Source organism: Halochromatium salexigens (assembly GCF_016653295.1).
GTDB classification, from domain to species: Bacteria; Pseudomonadota; Gammaproteobacteria; order Chromatiales; family Chromatiaceae; genus Lamprobacter; species Lamprobacter salexigens.
Window position 1 is genome coordinate 22428 of record NZ_NHSF01000032.1, and the last position, 15427, is coordinate 37854.

16 protein-coding genes and 1 pseudogene are annotated in these 15427 nt (G+C 62.4%); 11 read left to right on the forward strand and 6 right to left on the reverse strand.

The genetic code is table 11. The annotated features are described in order from the left end of the window. The first annotated feature begins 26 nt into the window (after nucleotides 1–26). From CCR82_RS05320 to CCR82_RS05335, 4 genes are all read left to right on the forward strand, one after another. Nucleotides 27–5144: an FkbM family methyltransferase gene (locus CCR82_RS05320; RefSeq protein WP_201244366.1), complete on the forward strand. Its 5118-nt coding sequence runs from the start codon at nucleotides 27–29 to the stop codon at nucleotides 5142–5144. Between the two features lie 322 nt (nucleotides 5145–5466). Further along, entirely contained in the window at nucleotides 5467–5739 is a 273-nt protein-coding gene (locus CCR82_RS05325) for a glycosyltransferase family protein (protein WP_201244367.1), read from the forward strand. Between the two features lie 39 nt (nucleotides 5740–5778). Next, nucleotides 5779–6825: an Rpn family recombination-promoting nuclease/putative transposase gene (locus CCR82_RS05330; RefSeq protein ID WP_201244368.1), complete on the forward strand. Its 1047-nt coding sequence runs from the start codon at nucleotides 5779–5781 to the stop codon at nucleotides 6823–6825. Nucleotides 6826–7046: 221 nt separating this feature from the next. Then, on the forward strand, nucleotides 7047–7226 hold the full coding sequence (locus tag CCR82_RS05335) for an LIC_10091 family protein (RefSeq protein WP_201244382.1): 180 nt from the start codon (nucleotides 7047–7049) through the stop codon (nucleotides 7224–7226). Here CCR82_RS05335 and CCR82_RS05340 read toward each other — a convergent pair. The 5 genes and pseudogenes from CCR82_RS05340 to lhgD all read right to left on the reverse strand — a co-directional run bounded on the left by CCR82_RS05340 (nucleotide 7204) and on the right by lhgD (nucleotide 9813). Then, a complete protein-coding gene (locus CCR82_RS05340; RefSeq protein ID WP_201244369.1) occupies nucleotides 7204–7440 on the reverse strand; it encodes a type II toxin-antitoxin system HicB family antitoxin in 237 nt (78 codons plus the stop codon). The genes CCR82_RS05335 and CCR82_RS05340 overlap by 23 nt on opposite strands. Then, a complete protein-coding gene (locus CCR82_RS05345; RefSeq protein ID WP_201244370.1) occupies nucleotides 7424–7660 on the reverse strand; it encodes a type II toxin-antitoxin system HicA family toxin in 237 nt (78 codons plus the stop codon). Before CCR82_RS05345 ends, CCR82_RS05340 begins: the two co-directional genes overlap by 17 nt. Beyond that, complete coding sequence (locus tag CCR82_RS19290; protein ID WP_420827312.1) at nucleotides 7657–8181, reverse strand: cytidylyltransferase domain-containing protein; 525 nt, start codon at nucleotides 8179–8181, stop codon at nucleotides 7657–7659. The genes CCR82_RS05345 and CCR82_RS19290 overlap by 4 nt, the downstream gene beginning before the upstream one ends. Beyond that, a pseudogene (locus CCR82_RS19295) lies at nucleotides 8169–8351 on the reverse strand (cytidylyltransferase domain-containing protein); the annotation flags it as partial. The pseudogene CCR82_RS19295 and the gene CCR82_RS19290, both read right to left, overlap by 13 nt. 202 nt (nucleotides 8352–8553) lie before the next feature. Continuing rightward, nucleotides 8554–9813, reverse strand: a complete 1260-nt coding sequence (lhgD, locus tag CCR82_RS05355) for an L-2-hydroxyglutarate dehydrogenase (RefSeq protein WP_201244372.1) — start codon at nucleotides 9811–9813, stop codon at nucleotides 8554–8556. Nucleotides 9814–10107: 294 nt separating this feature from the next. On the opposite strand from lhgD, the gene CCR82_RS05360 reads away from it, so the two are divergent. Next, nucleotides 10108–11145, forward strand: a complete 1038-nt coding sequence (locus tag CCR82_RS05360) for an Rpn family recombination-promoting nuclease/putative transposase (protein ID WP_201244373.1) — start codon at nucleotides 10108–10110, stop codon at nucleotides 11143–11145. Between the two features lie 8 nt (nucleotides 11146–11153). On the opposite strand, the gene CCR82_RS05365 is transcribed toward CCR82_RS05360, so the two are convergent. After that, nucleotides 11154–11345: a hypothetical protein gene (locus CCR82_RS05365; RefSeq protein WP_201244374.1), complete on the reverse strand. Its 192-nt coding sequence runs from the start codon at nucleotides 11343–11345 to the stop codon at nucleotides 11154–11156. A 452-nt stretch (nucleotides 11346–11797) separates the two neighbouring features. Between CCR82_RS05365 and CCR82_RS05370 the strand changes: the two genes are divergently transcribed. From CCR82_RS05370 to CCR82_RS05395, 6 genes are all read left to right on the forward strand, one after another. Continuing rightward, on the forward strand, nucleotides 11798–12004 hold the full coding sequence (locus CCR82_RS05370; protein ID WP_201244375.1) for a hypothetical protein: 207 nt from the start codon (nucleotides 11798–11800) through the stop codon (nucleotides 12002–12004). Between the two features lie 19 nt (nucleotides 12005–12023). Then, on the forward strand, nucleotides 12024–12197 hold the full coding sequence (locus CCR82_RS05375) for a hypothetical protein (RefSeq protein ID WP_201244376.1): 174 nt from the start codon (nucleotides 12024–12026) through the stop codon (nucleotides 12195–12197). A gap of 651 nt (nucleotides 12198–12848) precedes the next feature. Next, the gene (locus CCR82_RS05380) at nucleotides 12849–13670 is read left to right on the forward strand and encodes a conserved phage C-terminal domain-containing protein (RefSeq protein ID WP_201244377.1); all 822 of its coding nucleotides are present in this window, start codon (nucleotides 12849–12851) and stop codon (nucleotides 13668–13670) included. A gap of 3 nt (nucleotides 13671–13673) precedes the next feature. Continuing rightward, nucleotides 13674–14060, forward strand: coding sequence for a DUF4351 domain-containing protein (locus CCR82_RS05385; RefSeq protein ID WP_242513275.1), 387 nt, complete (start codon nucleotides 13674–13676; stop codon nucleotides 14058–14060). A gap of 60 nt (nucleotides 14061–14120) precedes the next feature. Continuing rightward, nucleotides 14121–14588 carry a DUF29 domain-containing protein gene (locus tag CCR82_RS05390; RefSeq protein WP_242513276.1) on the forward strand — a complete coding sequence of 156 codons (468 nt, stop codon included), beginning with the start codon at nucleotides 14121–14123 and terminating at the stop codon, nucleotides 14586–14588. Then, a complete protein-coding gene (locus CCR82_RS05395; protein ID WP_242513277.1) occupies nucleotides 14539–15279 on the forward strand; it encodes a methyltransferase C-terminal domain-containing protein in 741 nt (246 codons plus the stop codon). Before CCR82_RS05390 ends, CCR82_RS05395 begins: the two co-directional genes overlap by 50 nt. The last annotated feature ends 148 nt before the right edge of the window (nucleotides 15280–15427 follow it).

Consider the following 15427-nt stretch of genomic DNA (forward strand, 5'->3'; position numbering starts at 1 on the left):
GAGCTAGCTTCAGAGGATCACTGTTCGTGCAAAGCAATTGGACCATCCATCTTCGGAATGAATTAGTCGTTGTTGTTCCGGCCGATCTCGACAACCCGGTCACCTTGACCCTGCTGGAGCATGAAGACTGGCCCGAACCGGAGTATGGGTTCTTGTGCGAACTCGTCGAGCCGGGGATGCAGTTGCTGGACACTGATGCCGGCCACGGCCTGTATGCGCTCAATCTCGCGCAGGCACTGCAAGGCCAGGGTCGCTTGATCGCCTTGCAGCCCGACCCGCTGTTTGCACGCAGTGTCGCCGACAACGGGCTTCAGGCCGTGATCAAGACGCCTTCGGATCAGACTCAAGCACTTGCGCCAGCCGACGGCGAACGCGGATTGGATCTCATCCGCCTCGGCGCGAGCGTTGCCCTCGATCCGCTGTGGCTGCGATCGGGCGAGCCGCTGGTCGTGGTTCCAGGAGAGAGCACGCAGTTGGAAACGCTGGAAGCTGCCGGGCTTAGTCTCTACCGATTGGTTCCGCTTCTGAATGCCTTGGTTGCCTGGAATCCGGAAGAGAGCGAACGACCCGCGACGTTGTTCGCCTGCAGCGATAAACGCGCCGACTGGTTGCGGCAACGTGACCGGCTGATCCGCCCCTTGATGCCACAGGCCTCCGATAGCGGCTCACAAGCCTCGCAACGGCCGGGCAAGAGAGCACGCTTCAGCCAAAAGTGGCAGGCCAAAAAGAAGAGCAAGAAGGGCACGGCTACGTCGCTGTATCAACAGGCACTGAAAGCCGAGCAGCGCGGCGCCCTGGAGACGGCTGAGGCTGGGTATCGCAAGCTGCTTGCTCAGCACCCGGAGCATGCGGATGCCGCATACCGGTTGGGTGTGGTCTTGCATCAACGCGGTGATGCGGTGCAAGCCGAATCAATGTTTCGTTGTGCGATCGCGAGCAACGATCAGGTCGCGGCCTATCATGGCGAGCACGGTATTGCGTTGGCGGCACTGTCACGCTTGGATGAGGCACTGTTCGCCTTTGACCAGGCCTTGCGGCTGAAACCGAATGATGCGACGGCGCACAACAACCGCGGCATTGCCCTTAATGACCTCGGGTATTTGGAGGACGCACTGCATGCCTTTGATCAGGCATTGCGGCTCAAGCCGGATTTTGCTGAAGCGCACAATAATCGCGGCAATACACTCAATGAGCTGAGGCGTTGGGACGACGCCGTGCAGGCCTGTGACCAAGCGTTGCATCTAAGACCGAAGTATGCCGAGGCACACAACAATCGCGGTATTGCGCTCAATGAGCTCGGGCGGTTAGGAGAGGCGTTGCAAGCCTATGAGCAAGCATTGCGGCTCAATCCAGACTTGGCTAAGGTGCATAATAACCGTGGTAATACGCTAAAAGGCCTGGGACGGATGGATGACGCGCTGCATGCCTACGATCAGGCGTTGCGGCTTCAGCCTGAGTATGCCAAGGCACACAGCAATCGCGGCACCGTGCTTTGGTTTCTCGGGCGCCTGGATGCAGCGCTGCATGCCTATGAACAGGCGCTACGGCTCAAGCCGGATTCTGCGGAAACGATCTCAAACTATCTGTTCACGCTGTCCGGGTTGGAGAGGGGCGATGACGCCGCGTTTTTGGCCCGGGCGCGACGCTATGGGAGTCGATACCCGCGCTCGCTGCCGGCGCTCGAGCACCAGCGGGCACCTGCAGCGGGTCGTCGACTGCGCGTTGGCTACGTCTCCGGGGATTTCCGCCAACACGCTGTCGCTCATTTTTTCGAGCCTCTGTTGTCTGAGCATGACCGTTCACGCCTCGAGCTTTGGGCCTATACCACCAACGAGCAGCAAGATGCAGTCACCGCTCGCATCCAGGAGCTGGTAGACCACTGGCAATCGATCGTTGGCTTATCCGATGAAGCCGCCGCCGCGCTTATTCGCAGCGATGAGTTGGATGTCTTGGTCGATTTGTCCAATCACACCAATGACAATCGTCTTGGGGTCTTTGCGCAGCGCGCGGCGCCGGTGCAAGTGGAATATCTGGGGCATTTCAGTACCACCGGCGTCGCCGAGATCGATTATTGGATTGGTGATCCGCAGCAGACACCGCCGAGCACGGATGCCCACTACAGCGAAACGGTGTGGCGTTTGCCGCGCGTCGCCCATGTCTATCGTGGTTCCGAGGATGCGCCGGCCCCGGGCTGGCAGCCGCAGGAGGATGGCACCGTTTGGCTGGGCTGCTTCCATAATCCGATCAAGCTCACCGCAGGAACGATTGCGTTGTGGTCGCGCCTGCTGCACGCGTTACCCGAGGCCAAGCTCAGGCTCAAGGCCAAGCAACTGTCCGACACCGGGTGGCGCGAGCAGCTGACTAATGCCTTTGCCGCCCACGGCATCGGCGCCGATCGGCTGAAACTGCATGACCGCTCCGCCACCCTCGACTGGGCCGCGCACATGGGTGCTTATGATGGCCTCGACATCGCGCTCGACCCCATCGGCCCCTGGCGCGGGGCGGCAACCAACTGCGATGCGCTCTGGATGGGCGTGCCGGTGGTCACCTTGCGGGGCGAGCGTGCCGGCTCGCGCCAGACCGCCGCGCTGCTGCAAGCGTTGGGGCGGGAGGACTGGATCGCCGATGATGAGGACAGCTATATCGACACAGTGGTCGCACTCGCGCGCGATGTCGAACGGCGCCGGGCGATGCGTTTCCATCAGCGCAAGCAGATGCGTGCCAGCCCATTGTGCGATGCCAAGGGATTGGCAACAGCATTGGAAGATGCCTATGGCGCGATGTTCCAGCGTTGGTGGGAAACGCGCGGGGCGGGCGCCTCGACCGATAAACGTGCCGCCGTACCGAGATGGACCTTGACCATCGCCGACGAAGTGAAGGTGTGCGTGCCGGCAGACATCGAGCGCATGACCACGTTTGTACTGCTGGAGCAGGAAGACTGGTTCGAGGTGGAACTGCCCTTCCTGCGTGACCTGACACAGCCCGGCATGGGCGTGCTCGACATCGGCGCCAATCATGGCCTCTATGCGCTCAGTCTGGCCCAGTGCCTGCAGGGCGAGGGCCGAGTGCTGGCCTGTGAGCCAGCCAATGCGCCAGCGGACATGCTCGAGCGCAGCATCGTGGAAAATCGCTTTGAATCGGTGCTGACCTTGCTGCGGGTCGGGCTATCGGACCATGCAGGGGAGGCGACCCTGCACATCGGCGCCAACAGCGAGCTGAATAGCCTAGCACTGGCTGGTTCTACTTCTGGCGGGCCGTTCGCGGCTCAAACCGAGACGGTGCGCCTGACCACCCTGGATGCGCTGCTCGACGCACCCGAATGGCCATCGGGATTTCAGGTCGACATCCTCAAGCTTGACGCCGAGGGCGAGGAAATCCGCATCTTGCAAGGCGGGCAGCGGTTTTTTGCCGAGCAAGACCCGCTGGTGTTGTTTGAATGGAAGCACGGCAACAGACCCAATGCCGGCTTGCTGGAAGCCTTCGCCGCACTCGGCTACACCCGTTATCGACTCGTGCCCGGCCTCAATGCCCTAGTGCCAGTGGGCGAGGGAGAAACGCTCGATGGCTATCAGCTCAACCTGTTCGCCTGCACGCCTGAGCGCGCTATGCGCCTCGCCGCCGCCGGCTACTTGGTGGAAGCGGCGACCGTTGCCACCGAGGCGCCAGCTCCAAGCCAAACCTGGCCTCAGGCTCTGGCCGCGCTTCCCTATGTGGCTGCTTTGCCTGCCGAGGAACAGACGATTGCGGCTTGGCAAGCGTTCGAGCGCACCGATGATCCGCACTGGCCGGCTTACGAACGGGCGTTGAACGCCTACCTGAGTGCGAGTGATGCGCGTCAGCCGGTACGCAACCGCTGGGCCTGGCTGCAACAGAGTCGCGCCCAACTCGAGGTGCTACACGCCGCCGGCGACAACCACCTGGCCACCGAGATGCTGCGCATCCGGGTCCTTGCCGCCAGCGGCGCCCGCGCTGCCGCGGTTGAGGCGAACGCGGCCCTGTTGCCGCTGTTGGAGACCGACCTCAGCTTGCCCTTCGACCGTCCCTTCCTGCCGCCGCTACCAGACTATGACCAGCGCGCCCCCGAGGACGGCATCGGGGCTTGGCTGCTGGCGGCGATTCGCGAGAGTTTGGAGGTCGGGCGTGCCCATTCGGCCTACTTCCACCGCGACGAGCGCATCCTGCAACGCCTCGTGGACAACCCGAACTGTAGCCTCGCCATGCACCGGCGCCGGCTGTTGCTGGAATCGCGGGCAGGCGAACAGGTGACGCTTGCCTCCGACAGCCCGCTGTGTGCTGCCAAGCCGAGCCCTTGGCATCGTAACCCTGCTTGGTGGCGCCAATTTCAGGACCAGCGGGAGATCAACCCTGCGTCAGGGGGAAAAGAGCAACACGCGCCTCGTGTGCCCCTACGCGATGTCTTTTGTGCGGGAATGCCGCGCAGTGGCTCGACCTGGTCCTACAATGTGGCTCGCCAGTTGCTCTCGCATGCCTTCGGCGCGCAGCAGATCGACGGCGGCTATCTGGGCGAAGGGCCGCCTGTGGATGCCGCGTTAGATCAACACGTTTTGCCCAACAAACTGCGGCTGCTGAAGTTCCACCAAGCCACCCGGCGCACCCTCGAGCTAGCAGAACAGGGACAGGCCAGGGTGATTGTGACCTATCGCGACCCGATGAACGCGGTCGCTTCCTTGGTGGACTTTTTTGCCACGCCGTTGCCCCAGGCTGTCGCAAAGATCAAGCGGAGTTTGGTGGAGATGCAGCGATGGCAGCAGACAGGCCATGCCTTGCTGATTGCCTTTGACGCCATGATGGCGGATAACGCCACCGAGGTTCGGAAGATTGCCGACTTTCTTGATCTCCCGGTGCAGGAGGAGGTGATCGCCGCCATCGTGGCAGAAACCAGTTACGGAGCAGTTAAACAGCGCGCTGAGGCCCTAGGCCAAGGTGGGGAAGTGCTGGTTCGGGCAGGCCGCTCGGCCTATGATCCCGAATCGCTGCTTCACGTTGGTCACGCACCCCTCGGTGCGGATCGGGACTGGACTCGGCAGTTGAGCAGCGAGCAGAAGGCCTATGCGCTGCAGCAACTAAGCGATTGGATTGATGCCGATGGACGTTGGCATACGGACAGCAGTTTCAATCGGTGAGCGAGCGTGCGTTGATTGGAGGCATAAGAGAGCACAATACGCATCAGTATCGGGCAAAACCGGACACGCACTGAAAACCTGATGCGCCGCATAAGCCCAAGTCAGGTACAGTCTGTCTCCATAGACGAGATCAACAGTCCCCATGACGTTGACTTCCGCGAGTGCTCGACAACGGAGAGCGAATCACCGAATGAGCACTTTCGAGGATGACATTCGGAGCAGCAGAGCATCGACTGGCTCATCCTCGATGACCTCAGCGACGCCCTCGCCATCCTCGAGCACGGCACCAAGGTGCTGGAGATGACCCTGCTGCTGGGTCTCGGTGACCGAGGAGATCGAGCCCCTATTCACTCACGGACGCCTGGGCCTGGAACTGCTCAATCCCGGCCGCTTTCAGCCGTTGGTCTACGAGCGCGAACGCCTGTTTCGCGTCAATGGCGCCGTACTCGGCGTCTGGACCGAGATGTTGCACACCGGCAGTCTGTTCGGCGAGAGCGTGGCTTCGGTCGAGATGTCGAAAGAGGACCGCCAGCAAGTCAAGGGCCGCGACGATTGGGCGGCGCTGTTGGCGCGTTTGGGTGCGTCTGGAGGCTGACGCTCGCGGTCTCGGCCCAATCCGGATACAGTCGCCGCCATGGATGAGATCAACAATCCCCACGACGTCTACTTCCGCGAGAGTTTCACCCGGCGTGAGATCGCGCAGGACTTCCTGCGTCAGCACCTGCCGGCTGAGCTGTTGGCGGTGGTGGATCTGGACAGTCTGGAGATCAGCAAAGACAGCTACGTCTCCAGGGAATTGCGTGCATCCTATTCTGATCTGGTCTATCGGCTGCGATGGCGTGTGCCTGATGAAGCTGATCCAATGGCGCCCGAGCGGGCCGATCCAGCCGATGTGGCAGCGCTTGATCCGGCCGATGCGGCCGCCACGCGCGATCAAACAGCGGCGCCAGCCACCCTCGCACTCCACGTCTACATCCTGTTTGAGCACAAGAGCCATACCGACTATTGGGTGTTGCTGCAACTACTGCGCTACATCGCGCTCCAGGGCGAGGCCTACCGCAAGCAGCATCCCGAGGCCAAGACCCTGCCGCCGGTCTATCCGCTGGTGCTCTATCACGGCCAGAGCCGCTGGCGCATGCCGAGCGATTTCCACGCCCTGATCCGGCCACTACCAGCGGCGCTTAAACCCTACGTGCCGCAGTTCCGCTATGCGCTGCACGATCTCTCGCCGCGCAGCGACGCCGAGATCAAGGGCGGTGTGCTGACCCGTCTGGTGCAGCTCGCGCTACGCTGGATCTTCAGTGACCAGCCGTTGGAGCATCTGGAGCGGCTGATCGCCCTGATCGACCAGGTTGCTGACCGCGACACCGCGCTGCAGATTCTGGAATCGCTGCTGCGATACTATGTCCAAGGGACACAACGGGTGGAAGAGGATGACGCCCGCCGCTTGTTGGAACAGACCTCACCAGGAGACCCCATCATGCAGACGTTCATTGATCGGTATATTGAGCAGGGCCGCGAGCAGGGTAAGGCCGAGATGCTGCTGCGCCAGATGGAGCGCAAATTCGGTCCCACCGATGCCCGGCTACGTCAGCAGATCCAAGAGGCCGATGCCGAGACGCTGCTGGAATGGTCCGATCGCATCCTGACCGCTGAGACGCCGGAGGCGGTGTTTCACTGAGCAATGTCCATCTCGATGCGTTGTATCGGGCACTTGGCAAGACCCGGCCTTCGGCGAAATCGGATTGAGGAGCCAGGGCGAGTGCGCAGCGCTTCGACCGTTTCACCAGGTGTTGGGCACTACCAAGGTTACCTTGACCTGTGCTATCTCGTTCGCGCAGTCTCTGGTGAACGCCACAGCCACTGCAACCGCCACAGCCAGGAACCACGATCAGCTCAACAATGCCTGCCCAACGCCCCCTCAAAGCCGCCGTCATCGGCCTTGGCGTCGGCGCGCATCAGGCTCACGCCCTTGCTGCCCATGCCGATGTCGAACTTGTCTGGCTCTGCGACCTCGACAACCAAAAACTCGCCGCCCTCGGCAGCGAACTCCCCCTCATCAGCAGGATAAGCACGCGGTAAGTCCCTGAGGTTTGGCTTTTGGCTCTGGATAGGAGCGATTCATATTCGCACAAGCCTCTAGCCAAGAGGCCATGGCAGAGTTCATCTCGTGCAAGGCTTCTTGTTGAGTTTCGCCAAATGCGGAACAGCCTGGCAAATCGGGCGCGATGGCAATGAAACCCTCGTCTTCATCGCTCCAAAAAATCTCCACCAAGTATTTATCTGCCGGATTCATACTTTTCCACCATTTCGATCAATTGCCTGGCTTGATAGGCTTTGATGTAACCTGCTCGGTTCTGAAAATTCAGCAGGGTTGACTCGCCAAAACGCCCATAAGTTCGATGAGAGCCTTGTCCGCCCTGGCATTCAAAACCTAATGCTTCAGCAATTCGGCAGGCATCTTCGAATCGGACTCCCTTTGGATTGGCTCGCAACGCGGCCACGCGTTTGGTCATGCAACCGTCTCCCGTTTGGCCCACTCATTGTTTGCTAACCGTAATGTTGCGGCTTGGCGCCAGGTGATCTGGTCGCCCGCTTGTTGCAGGATTGCGGCAATGGCGTCGAAATCGGCTTGGGTATCGACCGAGAGCTGGACCTCGCCGAATGGCTCATCGCTGGCGAAGTTCTGGATGCGGTACTGATCCGGGTGCCGGTAGAGGTAGCGGGTGACGTGCTCTTGGTCCGCAACGTCTTGCATCTTTTGGAGCGCGTCGGCGAGGGCTGCGGTGCGCACGATTTCGACCGACTGCCCCTTGGGGAAGGTGCGTTGCTGGGTGTTGGTGGTGAGATCGGCGTTGCCCGTGGCGTGGAGTGCGATGACCTGATCGACGAGGGCGGGATCGATGAGCGGGCTGTCGGCGCAGATGCGCAGGAAGGCATCGGTCCGCGCGCGAAGGGCACAGTCGAGGAAGCGTTGGCAACATGGTTGAGCGGTCCACGATCGTAGGCGATGGCTTGCGCGCGGCAGTCGTCGCAGATGGCGTCGTCGCTCGGATCATCGGAGGTGGCGACGATGATCTGGCTGAGGCGGTGGGAGCGCGACAGTTGGCTGTAGACGCGCCCGAGCATGGGTTGACCGGCCAGTTCGCGCAGGACTTTGCCGGGTAGGCGAGCAGAGGACAGGCGGGCTTGGATGATGGCCAACATGGCTTGTCTCGCGACTTATCCGGAGGGCGTTGTGTCAGCAAGCCTGGGGTCATCGCTCGATGAGCCTGCTCGATGAGCCTGCTTGGGCTGAGGTGGCTGCTGCCATCGGTGTCATCATTCGCCTTGATGGCCAGATTCAGCTGTGGCGCCAGCTTGCAACGGGAGTGGATCGGTTGTCTGGATCTCAGGTGCGAGGTTGAAACTATAGAATCCTGGACACCAGAGACTGCGCGAACGGGATGGCGCAGGTCAAGGCCGGGGAGACGGCGTTGAGCACATGGGTGCTCTTGGCATCGCCCTCGATGACGAAGTCCATCACCAGTCGATTGGTCTTGCGCTCGACCAGTTGGGCACGGATGCCCGGCCGACCGCGCTGATGGAAGCCCATGGCCTCGGCACCATGCAGAAGGGTCGCGGCCTCAGCCACCATGTAGGATCGACGCTGTTTGCGCCGTGCTTGGCGGGCGAGGGCGCGGAAGTCATTGCGGTTGGTGGCGAACATGAACAGCTCGCGACGGGCGATCTCCAGCAGCTCTGAGAAGCGAAACCGGCTCAAGCCTGCATAGTGCTCGCGCCAGAGCGCTGGGAGGGCGGTGGGGCCGATCTTGGTGCGACCGTCGAGGGTGCGGGTAAAATGAACGCCCAGAAAGGGCTGACGCAGATCCGGCACCGGATAGAGGTGAGTGCGCGGCGGCTCGACGCCGGGGTCGGCGTAGCGGTACAGGCCCTTGAACGGCAGCAGGCTGTACGCCTGACCAAAGCCGACGTCATGCGCAATCCGGTCGGCGTAGAGCCCAGCGCAGTTGATGAGGGTGCCGGCCTGGAGGCGCTCGGGGCCAGCCTGGATGCGGTTATCCCCCAGATGGGCGCGATACGGATGATTGCACAGCAGCGTCGCGCCGGCAGCGATGACATCGGCCTGCTGCGCGGCCAGCAGCTGCATCGGGTCGACACTGGCCGTAGAGGGAACGAAGAGGGCATGGCCGAAGGTCCGCGCACGCGGCTCCAAGGCGCGGGTCTCGGTCTCGTCCAGGCGCTGGACCTCGACGCCATTGACGCGCCCGCGTTGCTCCAGGGTGGCCAGGCGCGCGTGCTCCTCGGCATCGCGCGCGACGATGAGCTTGCCGCAGCGCTCCAAGGGCAGGCCGCGCTCGGTGCAGTACGCCTGCCAGGCGGCGTTGCCATCGCGAGTGAAGCGCGCCTTGAGGCTCTCGGCGCTGTAATAGATGCCGCTGTGCAGCACACCGCTGTTGCGACCGCTGGCGTGTTGGCCGAGGCGGGGCTCTTTGTCGATGAGGGTCAGGCGCGCGCCAGGGTCGCGCTGCTGGAGGGCGCGCGCGACGGTGAGGCCGATGATGCCGGCGCCGATGATGAGGTAGTCGACCGATCGGTTCGGTTTGCTTGAGCGCGGTTGCGCTGAGCGCAAACTTGTTGAGAACGGATTCGCTGAATGTGGCTTCACGGCTGGTGATGCTGCGGTGTTGTGGACGTGGACACTGGAGCTGACCTGTTCGACACACTGAGCCTTTCGTCGTTTGCGTTTGCCCAAGCTCGAGCGGCTTTAACGGCCAAAGCGGCTGAGGTTCAGGTGATTGTTGCGCGATTCATCTTCTGAGGGTGGCCGCGGGCCATGACCGTTAGGCAGGACGCTAGCGTAGCAGTTGGGGCCAAAGCACGCCGCAGGGTTGTTGCGTGCTTGAGTGCATCGGGAGGCTGACGCTCGCGGTCTCGGCTCGATCCCGGTACAGTCGCCGCCATGGATGAGATTAACAATCCCCACGACGTCTACTTCCGCGAGCGCTTCACCCGGCGTGAGATCGCGCAGGACTTCCTGCGCCAGCAGCTGCCGGCTGAGCTGCTTGAGGTGGTGGATCTCGAGAGCCTGGAGATCAGCAAGGACAGCTACGTCTCCAAGGAATTGCGCGCATCGTATTCTGATTTGGTCTATCGGCTGCGATGGCGTGTGCCCGATGAAGCTGATCCAACCGTGCCTGAGCGGGCTGATCCGGCCGCTGCAGCTGATCTAGAAGATGCTGCAGCGACGCTCGCGCTCCACGTCTACATCCTGTTTGAGCACAAGAGTCATCCCGACTACTGGGTCTTGCTGCAACTGCTGCGCTACATCGCGCTGCAGGGCGATGCCTACCGCAAGCAGCATCCCGAGGCCAAGACCTTGCCGCCGGTCTATCCGCTGGTGCTCTATCATGGTCAGCGCCTCTGGCGCATGCCGAGCGACTTCCACGCGCTGATCCGGCCGCTACCGGAGGCGCTCAAGCCTTATGTGCCGCAGTTTCGCTATGCCTTGCACGATCTCTCACCACGCAGCGATGTGGAGATCAAAGGCGATGTGCTCACCCGCCTGGTGCAGCTCGCGCTGCGCTGGATCTTCAGCGACCAGCCGCTCGAGCATCTGGAGCGGTTGATCGCCCTGATCGACCAGGTCGCCGACCGTGACACCGCGCTACAGATTCTGGAATCGCTGCTGAGATATTATGTCCAAGGGACACAACGGGTGGAAGAGAGTGACGCCCGCCGCTTGTTGGAACAGACCGCACCGGGAGATCCCATCATGCAGACGTTTATTGATCGGTATATTGAGCAAGGCCGCGAGCAGGGTATCGAGCAGGGCGAGCGAAAAGGTGAAGCCAAGCTGCTCCTGCGCCAGATGGAGCGCAAATTCGGCCCTACCGATGCCCGGCTGCGCCAACAGATCCAAGAGGCCGATGCCGAGACGCTGCTGGAATGGTCCGATCGCATCCTGACCGCTGAGACGCCGGAGGCGGTGTTTCATTAGCGCCGGGATCAGATCTGCGCTTGCCCCTCGCGCAACGCCCGCGCCAACTGCTGATACTGCCGCGCCTGCTCCACGCGCCCCATCTGCTCATGGAGCACCGCCAGGTGATGCGCGGCCAGAAAGCTATCACGCCCCTGCACGCTGCCCTCGAGCTGCGGCTGCTCGCCCAGCGCCAGGCAGGTCGACCAAGCGGATTCCACCAGCGGTAGGAATTCCCGCTCGGCCTAGGCCGGATGCGCCATCGCCCCGTCGAGCAACAGATCACCGAGCACAAAGAAGACGTCCGGCGACGGTTGCCAGTGCGGCATCTCCTGCTCGGCCAGGCGCTCATCGGCATCGGGTGATCTCGGTCAAGCCGGCCGACTGCAAGCCGAGACAGCCCTGTTCAGCAACCGTATTGGCCTCAAGCGAGAGGTTGCCAGAGAACAGGTCCTGGGCTGCGACGATGAGTCAACTGGCGTGAGTGCTTCATGCGGCGCGAGTGACGCCTGCATCATTGAGCGCTGGTCGGCCAGCGCTACACTGAACCCATCAACCAACCCCGAGGCGCTAAGACCATGGCCGCCACACTCGACGACGTTTGGGCCCTGTTCAGGGAGACCGACCGCAAGTTTCAAGAGACCGACCGTACCTCAAGAGGAGGAAAAGACCGATGTACGCGATAGAATTCGAGGCTGATCTGAAAGGTGGCGTCCTGACGATACCCGATGATTACAGGTCTCTGAACAATCAGCATGTGCGCGTGGTCATGCTGCTCGAAAACCATCCTGGCGATCCAGAACTGCGTGCCTTTTCAGAGCATTCAGCGGCAGCGATCCCGGAATGGCAGGATGCCGCCGAGGATGAGGTATGGAAGTAAACCAGGCAGAGGTTGTTCTATGCGAGTTCTACTCCAAGATCGACCGCGTCTCATCGGCGGCTCTGGGGCCGAAACGTTTGTCGATCAGCCGGTCGCGCTCCACGTTGACATCCTGTTCGAGCACAAGCGTCATCCCGGCGATTGGGGACTGCTGCAACGGCTGCACGACATCGTGCAGCTCGCGCTGCGCTAGATCGTCAGCGACCAGCCGCTGGCGCATCTGGAGCAGAGGCCAGACTGGACCCAGGGCAGGGCGCCTGCTGACCCCAGGGTGAGTTCATCCCGAGCCCAGGGTCGGGTCATCTTGACCCCAGGGTGGGTTCATCCTGACCGCAGGGGTCGGGCCACCCTGAGCCCCGAACGGGCGGAGTGCTCGAACGGGCCGATTCTGATCAGGAACGAACAAAAAACCTCTCCCACGGAACGCGGCGACGGCCACGAACGGCGCTCAGTGCCTCGCGCCTCTGGCCGCGCGCGTTTGATCCACCATCTGGCCCGCACGCCTGGTCCACCACCTGGCCCGCGACTCGACCCGCTCACCGCAACCGCTCGCGCGCCTGCATCGGCGCCCGCGCATGACGATGGGTGATTTGGCAACAAAAAATCCGTACCGGGGACTCGACAGCCTCGAGCCGATGCGGCTAGGATAGGTGCCACTGTCGCGGGGGTGCTGGAAACACCCACCGCGTCAAGCCCCGACTGACACAGAGTCGAGCGCACCAGTGGCCAGCGGTATTCTAGCAAAAAGCCCATCCTCCCGGGATGGCGTCTGCGCACCGCGCCCATCCGTGATCTCACCCGTTCAGTCGGTGGTCTCCACCCCTGATCGACCTGGAGATTACCGATGTCCCAAGCCGCCACCGTTGCTCAGTTCGCCACCTCACCGGTGGACATCCTGCGCTGGCAGCGCGCGCTGTGCGCCGAGCCCGAGTTGACCCACGCCGCGCGCTCGGTCGCCACCTCGCTGTCGCACTTCATCAATTCCAAGAGCGGTTTCGCCTGGCCCTCGCTGCGCACGCTGGCGAAGCGCTCCAAGAGTTCGCTCAGTTCGGTCAAGCGCGCGCTCAAGCAGCTCGCGAGTCTTGGCTTCCTGCAGATCGAGCCCGGTGGCTGCCGGCGCACCAATCGCTATCGCGCGGTGCTGCGCCGGGCGGAGGCGCAGAGCGTACAGGCTGGTCAGGTCGATCAGGCGGCATCCACCCAACGCCCGTTCGATGCCAGCGAGATCACCCGCGTGATCGACCATCTCAACGAGCGCGCCGGCACCTGCTTCCCGAGCACCCCCGGCACCGAGAGCTATCGCCTCACGTACCACGCCCTGCGCACGCAAACGCCCGAGACGCTGTGCGCGGTGATCGATCTCAAGACACGCCAGTGGCGCGACACCGAGCGCGCCCGCTATCTGCGCCCAGCGACACTGTTTGCCCCGGAGAAGCTCGAGAATTATCTCTCCGAGGTCCATCAGCGCCGCGCCCAGGCCGCGCGCCATCGCCCCAGCGCCGCCTCACGCGCCGCCCAGGCCGTGGCGAACCGCGTGCCCGCAAGCGCAACGCCGACGAACCGCGAGCCGCCACCATCGCGCATGCCTCTGGAACATGTGAGTGCCCATTTCGATGAGCTGTTCAAGATCCTCGGCAAGACGCGGCCTTCGGCAACATCGGATTGAGGATTGATCTCGAAGACCATGGAGGAGATCAACAATCCGCATGATGTCTACTTCCGCGAGAGCTTCACCCGGCGTGAGATCGCGCAGGACTTCCTGCGCCAGCAGCTGCCGGCTGAGTTGCTTGAGTTAGAGCAATTAACAGATTTTCTCATCATGCTCGGCGAAATGACCCCACTCGAACAGACCCGCGCCTACCGCGAGATCGTAGCGAAGAACCAACCGATTTGGCTTGAAGAAGGCCGCCAGCGCGAAGTCCAACTGGCGCTACGCCTCCTGCGCCGTCGCCTCAGCAAGCTGACCAAGGCGCAACAGGCCAGCGTACAATCCCTACCGGTTGAACAACTCGAAGACCTCGGCGAAGCGCTACCTCGACTTCAGCGCCGCCGCTGACCTCGAGACCTGGCTCGCCGCGCACCCAACACCGCAACAGACCGCCTGCGACACCGCGCCATGATGCATGCCACCCACAACTCTGAATCCGACTACCTGCAATGGCTGCAAACCCAGGTCAACCACCTGCGCGCCGGACGGCTCGATTGCCTGGACCGCGAGCAACTGGTGGAGGAACTTGAGGGCATGAGTCGCAGTGAACGACGGCAATTGCGCAACCGGCTGGTGGTCCTGATGATGCATCTGCTCAAGCTGCGCCATCAGCCAGACAAACAATCGCGCAGCTGGACCGTGACCATCATCACCCAGCGTACGGACATCAAACTCCTGCTCCGTGAAAGTCCGAGCCTGAAACCCAGCTTGCCCGAGGCGCTCGCAGCGAGTTACCCACGTGCTCGCCAAGAAGCCGCCGATGAAACCGGCCTGCCGCTCTCGACCTTTCCAGACCAGCCTCCCTTTACCTGGGAGCAAGTGCTCGATGAAGACTATTGGCCTGAGCCTGCTCGATGCCGAGACCCTGCTGATTAACGACTTCACTGCTGGGCTTAAGGCCGCGCTCAAGCCCAACGGCACCGTCTCGCTCGAGTTCCCGCATCTGCTGCAGCTGATCGCCCACAACCAGTTCGACACCGTCTACCACGAGCACTTCTCCTATCTCTCGCTGCACGCGGTCCAGCGCATCCTCCAAGTCCAGGGTCTGCGCCTCTGGGATGTTGAACAACGGCCCACCCACGGCGGTAGCCTGCGCGTCTATGCCCTCCACGCCGACGACCCGCGCCCAACCACGGCAGCGGTCGCCGAGCTGCTCGCCACCGAACAGACCCAAGGCCTGCTCGATCTCGCCACCTATCAGGCCTTCCAACCGCGCGCCAACCGCGTCAAGAACGACCTGCTCGCGCACCTGATCGACCAACAACGCGCCGGCCGCCGCATCGCCGCCTATGGCGCCGCCGCCAAGGGCAACACCCTGCTCAACTACGCTGGCATCAAGCCCGACCTGCTACCCTATGTTTGTGATGCCGCCCTGGCCAAGCAGGGCAAGTATCTGCCCGGCAGTCACATCCCGATCCGCCCGCCGGAGGCGTTGCGCGATGAGCCGCCGGATGAGGTGCTGATCTTGCCCTGGAACATTGCTGAGGAGGTTAAGGCGCAGTTGGCCGATTTCGCCGAGCAGGGCACCCGATTTGTCACTGCGGTGCCTGGGCTTCGCATCCACTAGCAAGGTGACAGGTGATTGAATCCTCAATGTCAGCACTGCCCGTCACGGATTATTTTTGCGACGATGTGCTGGTCAAGCGGCCTTACATCCAGCGCGAATGGTGCGAAGCGGCTGTCCGCAACCCCATCCGCCGCGAAGTGCAGGCGGA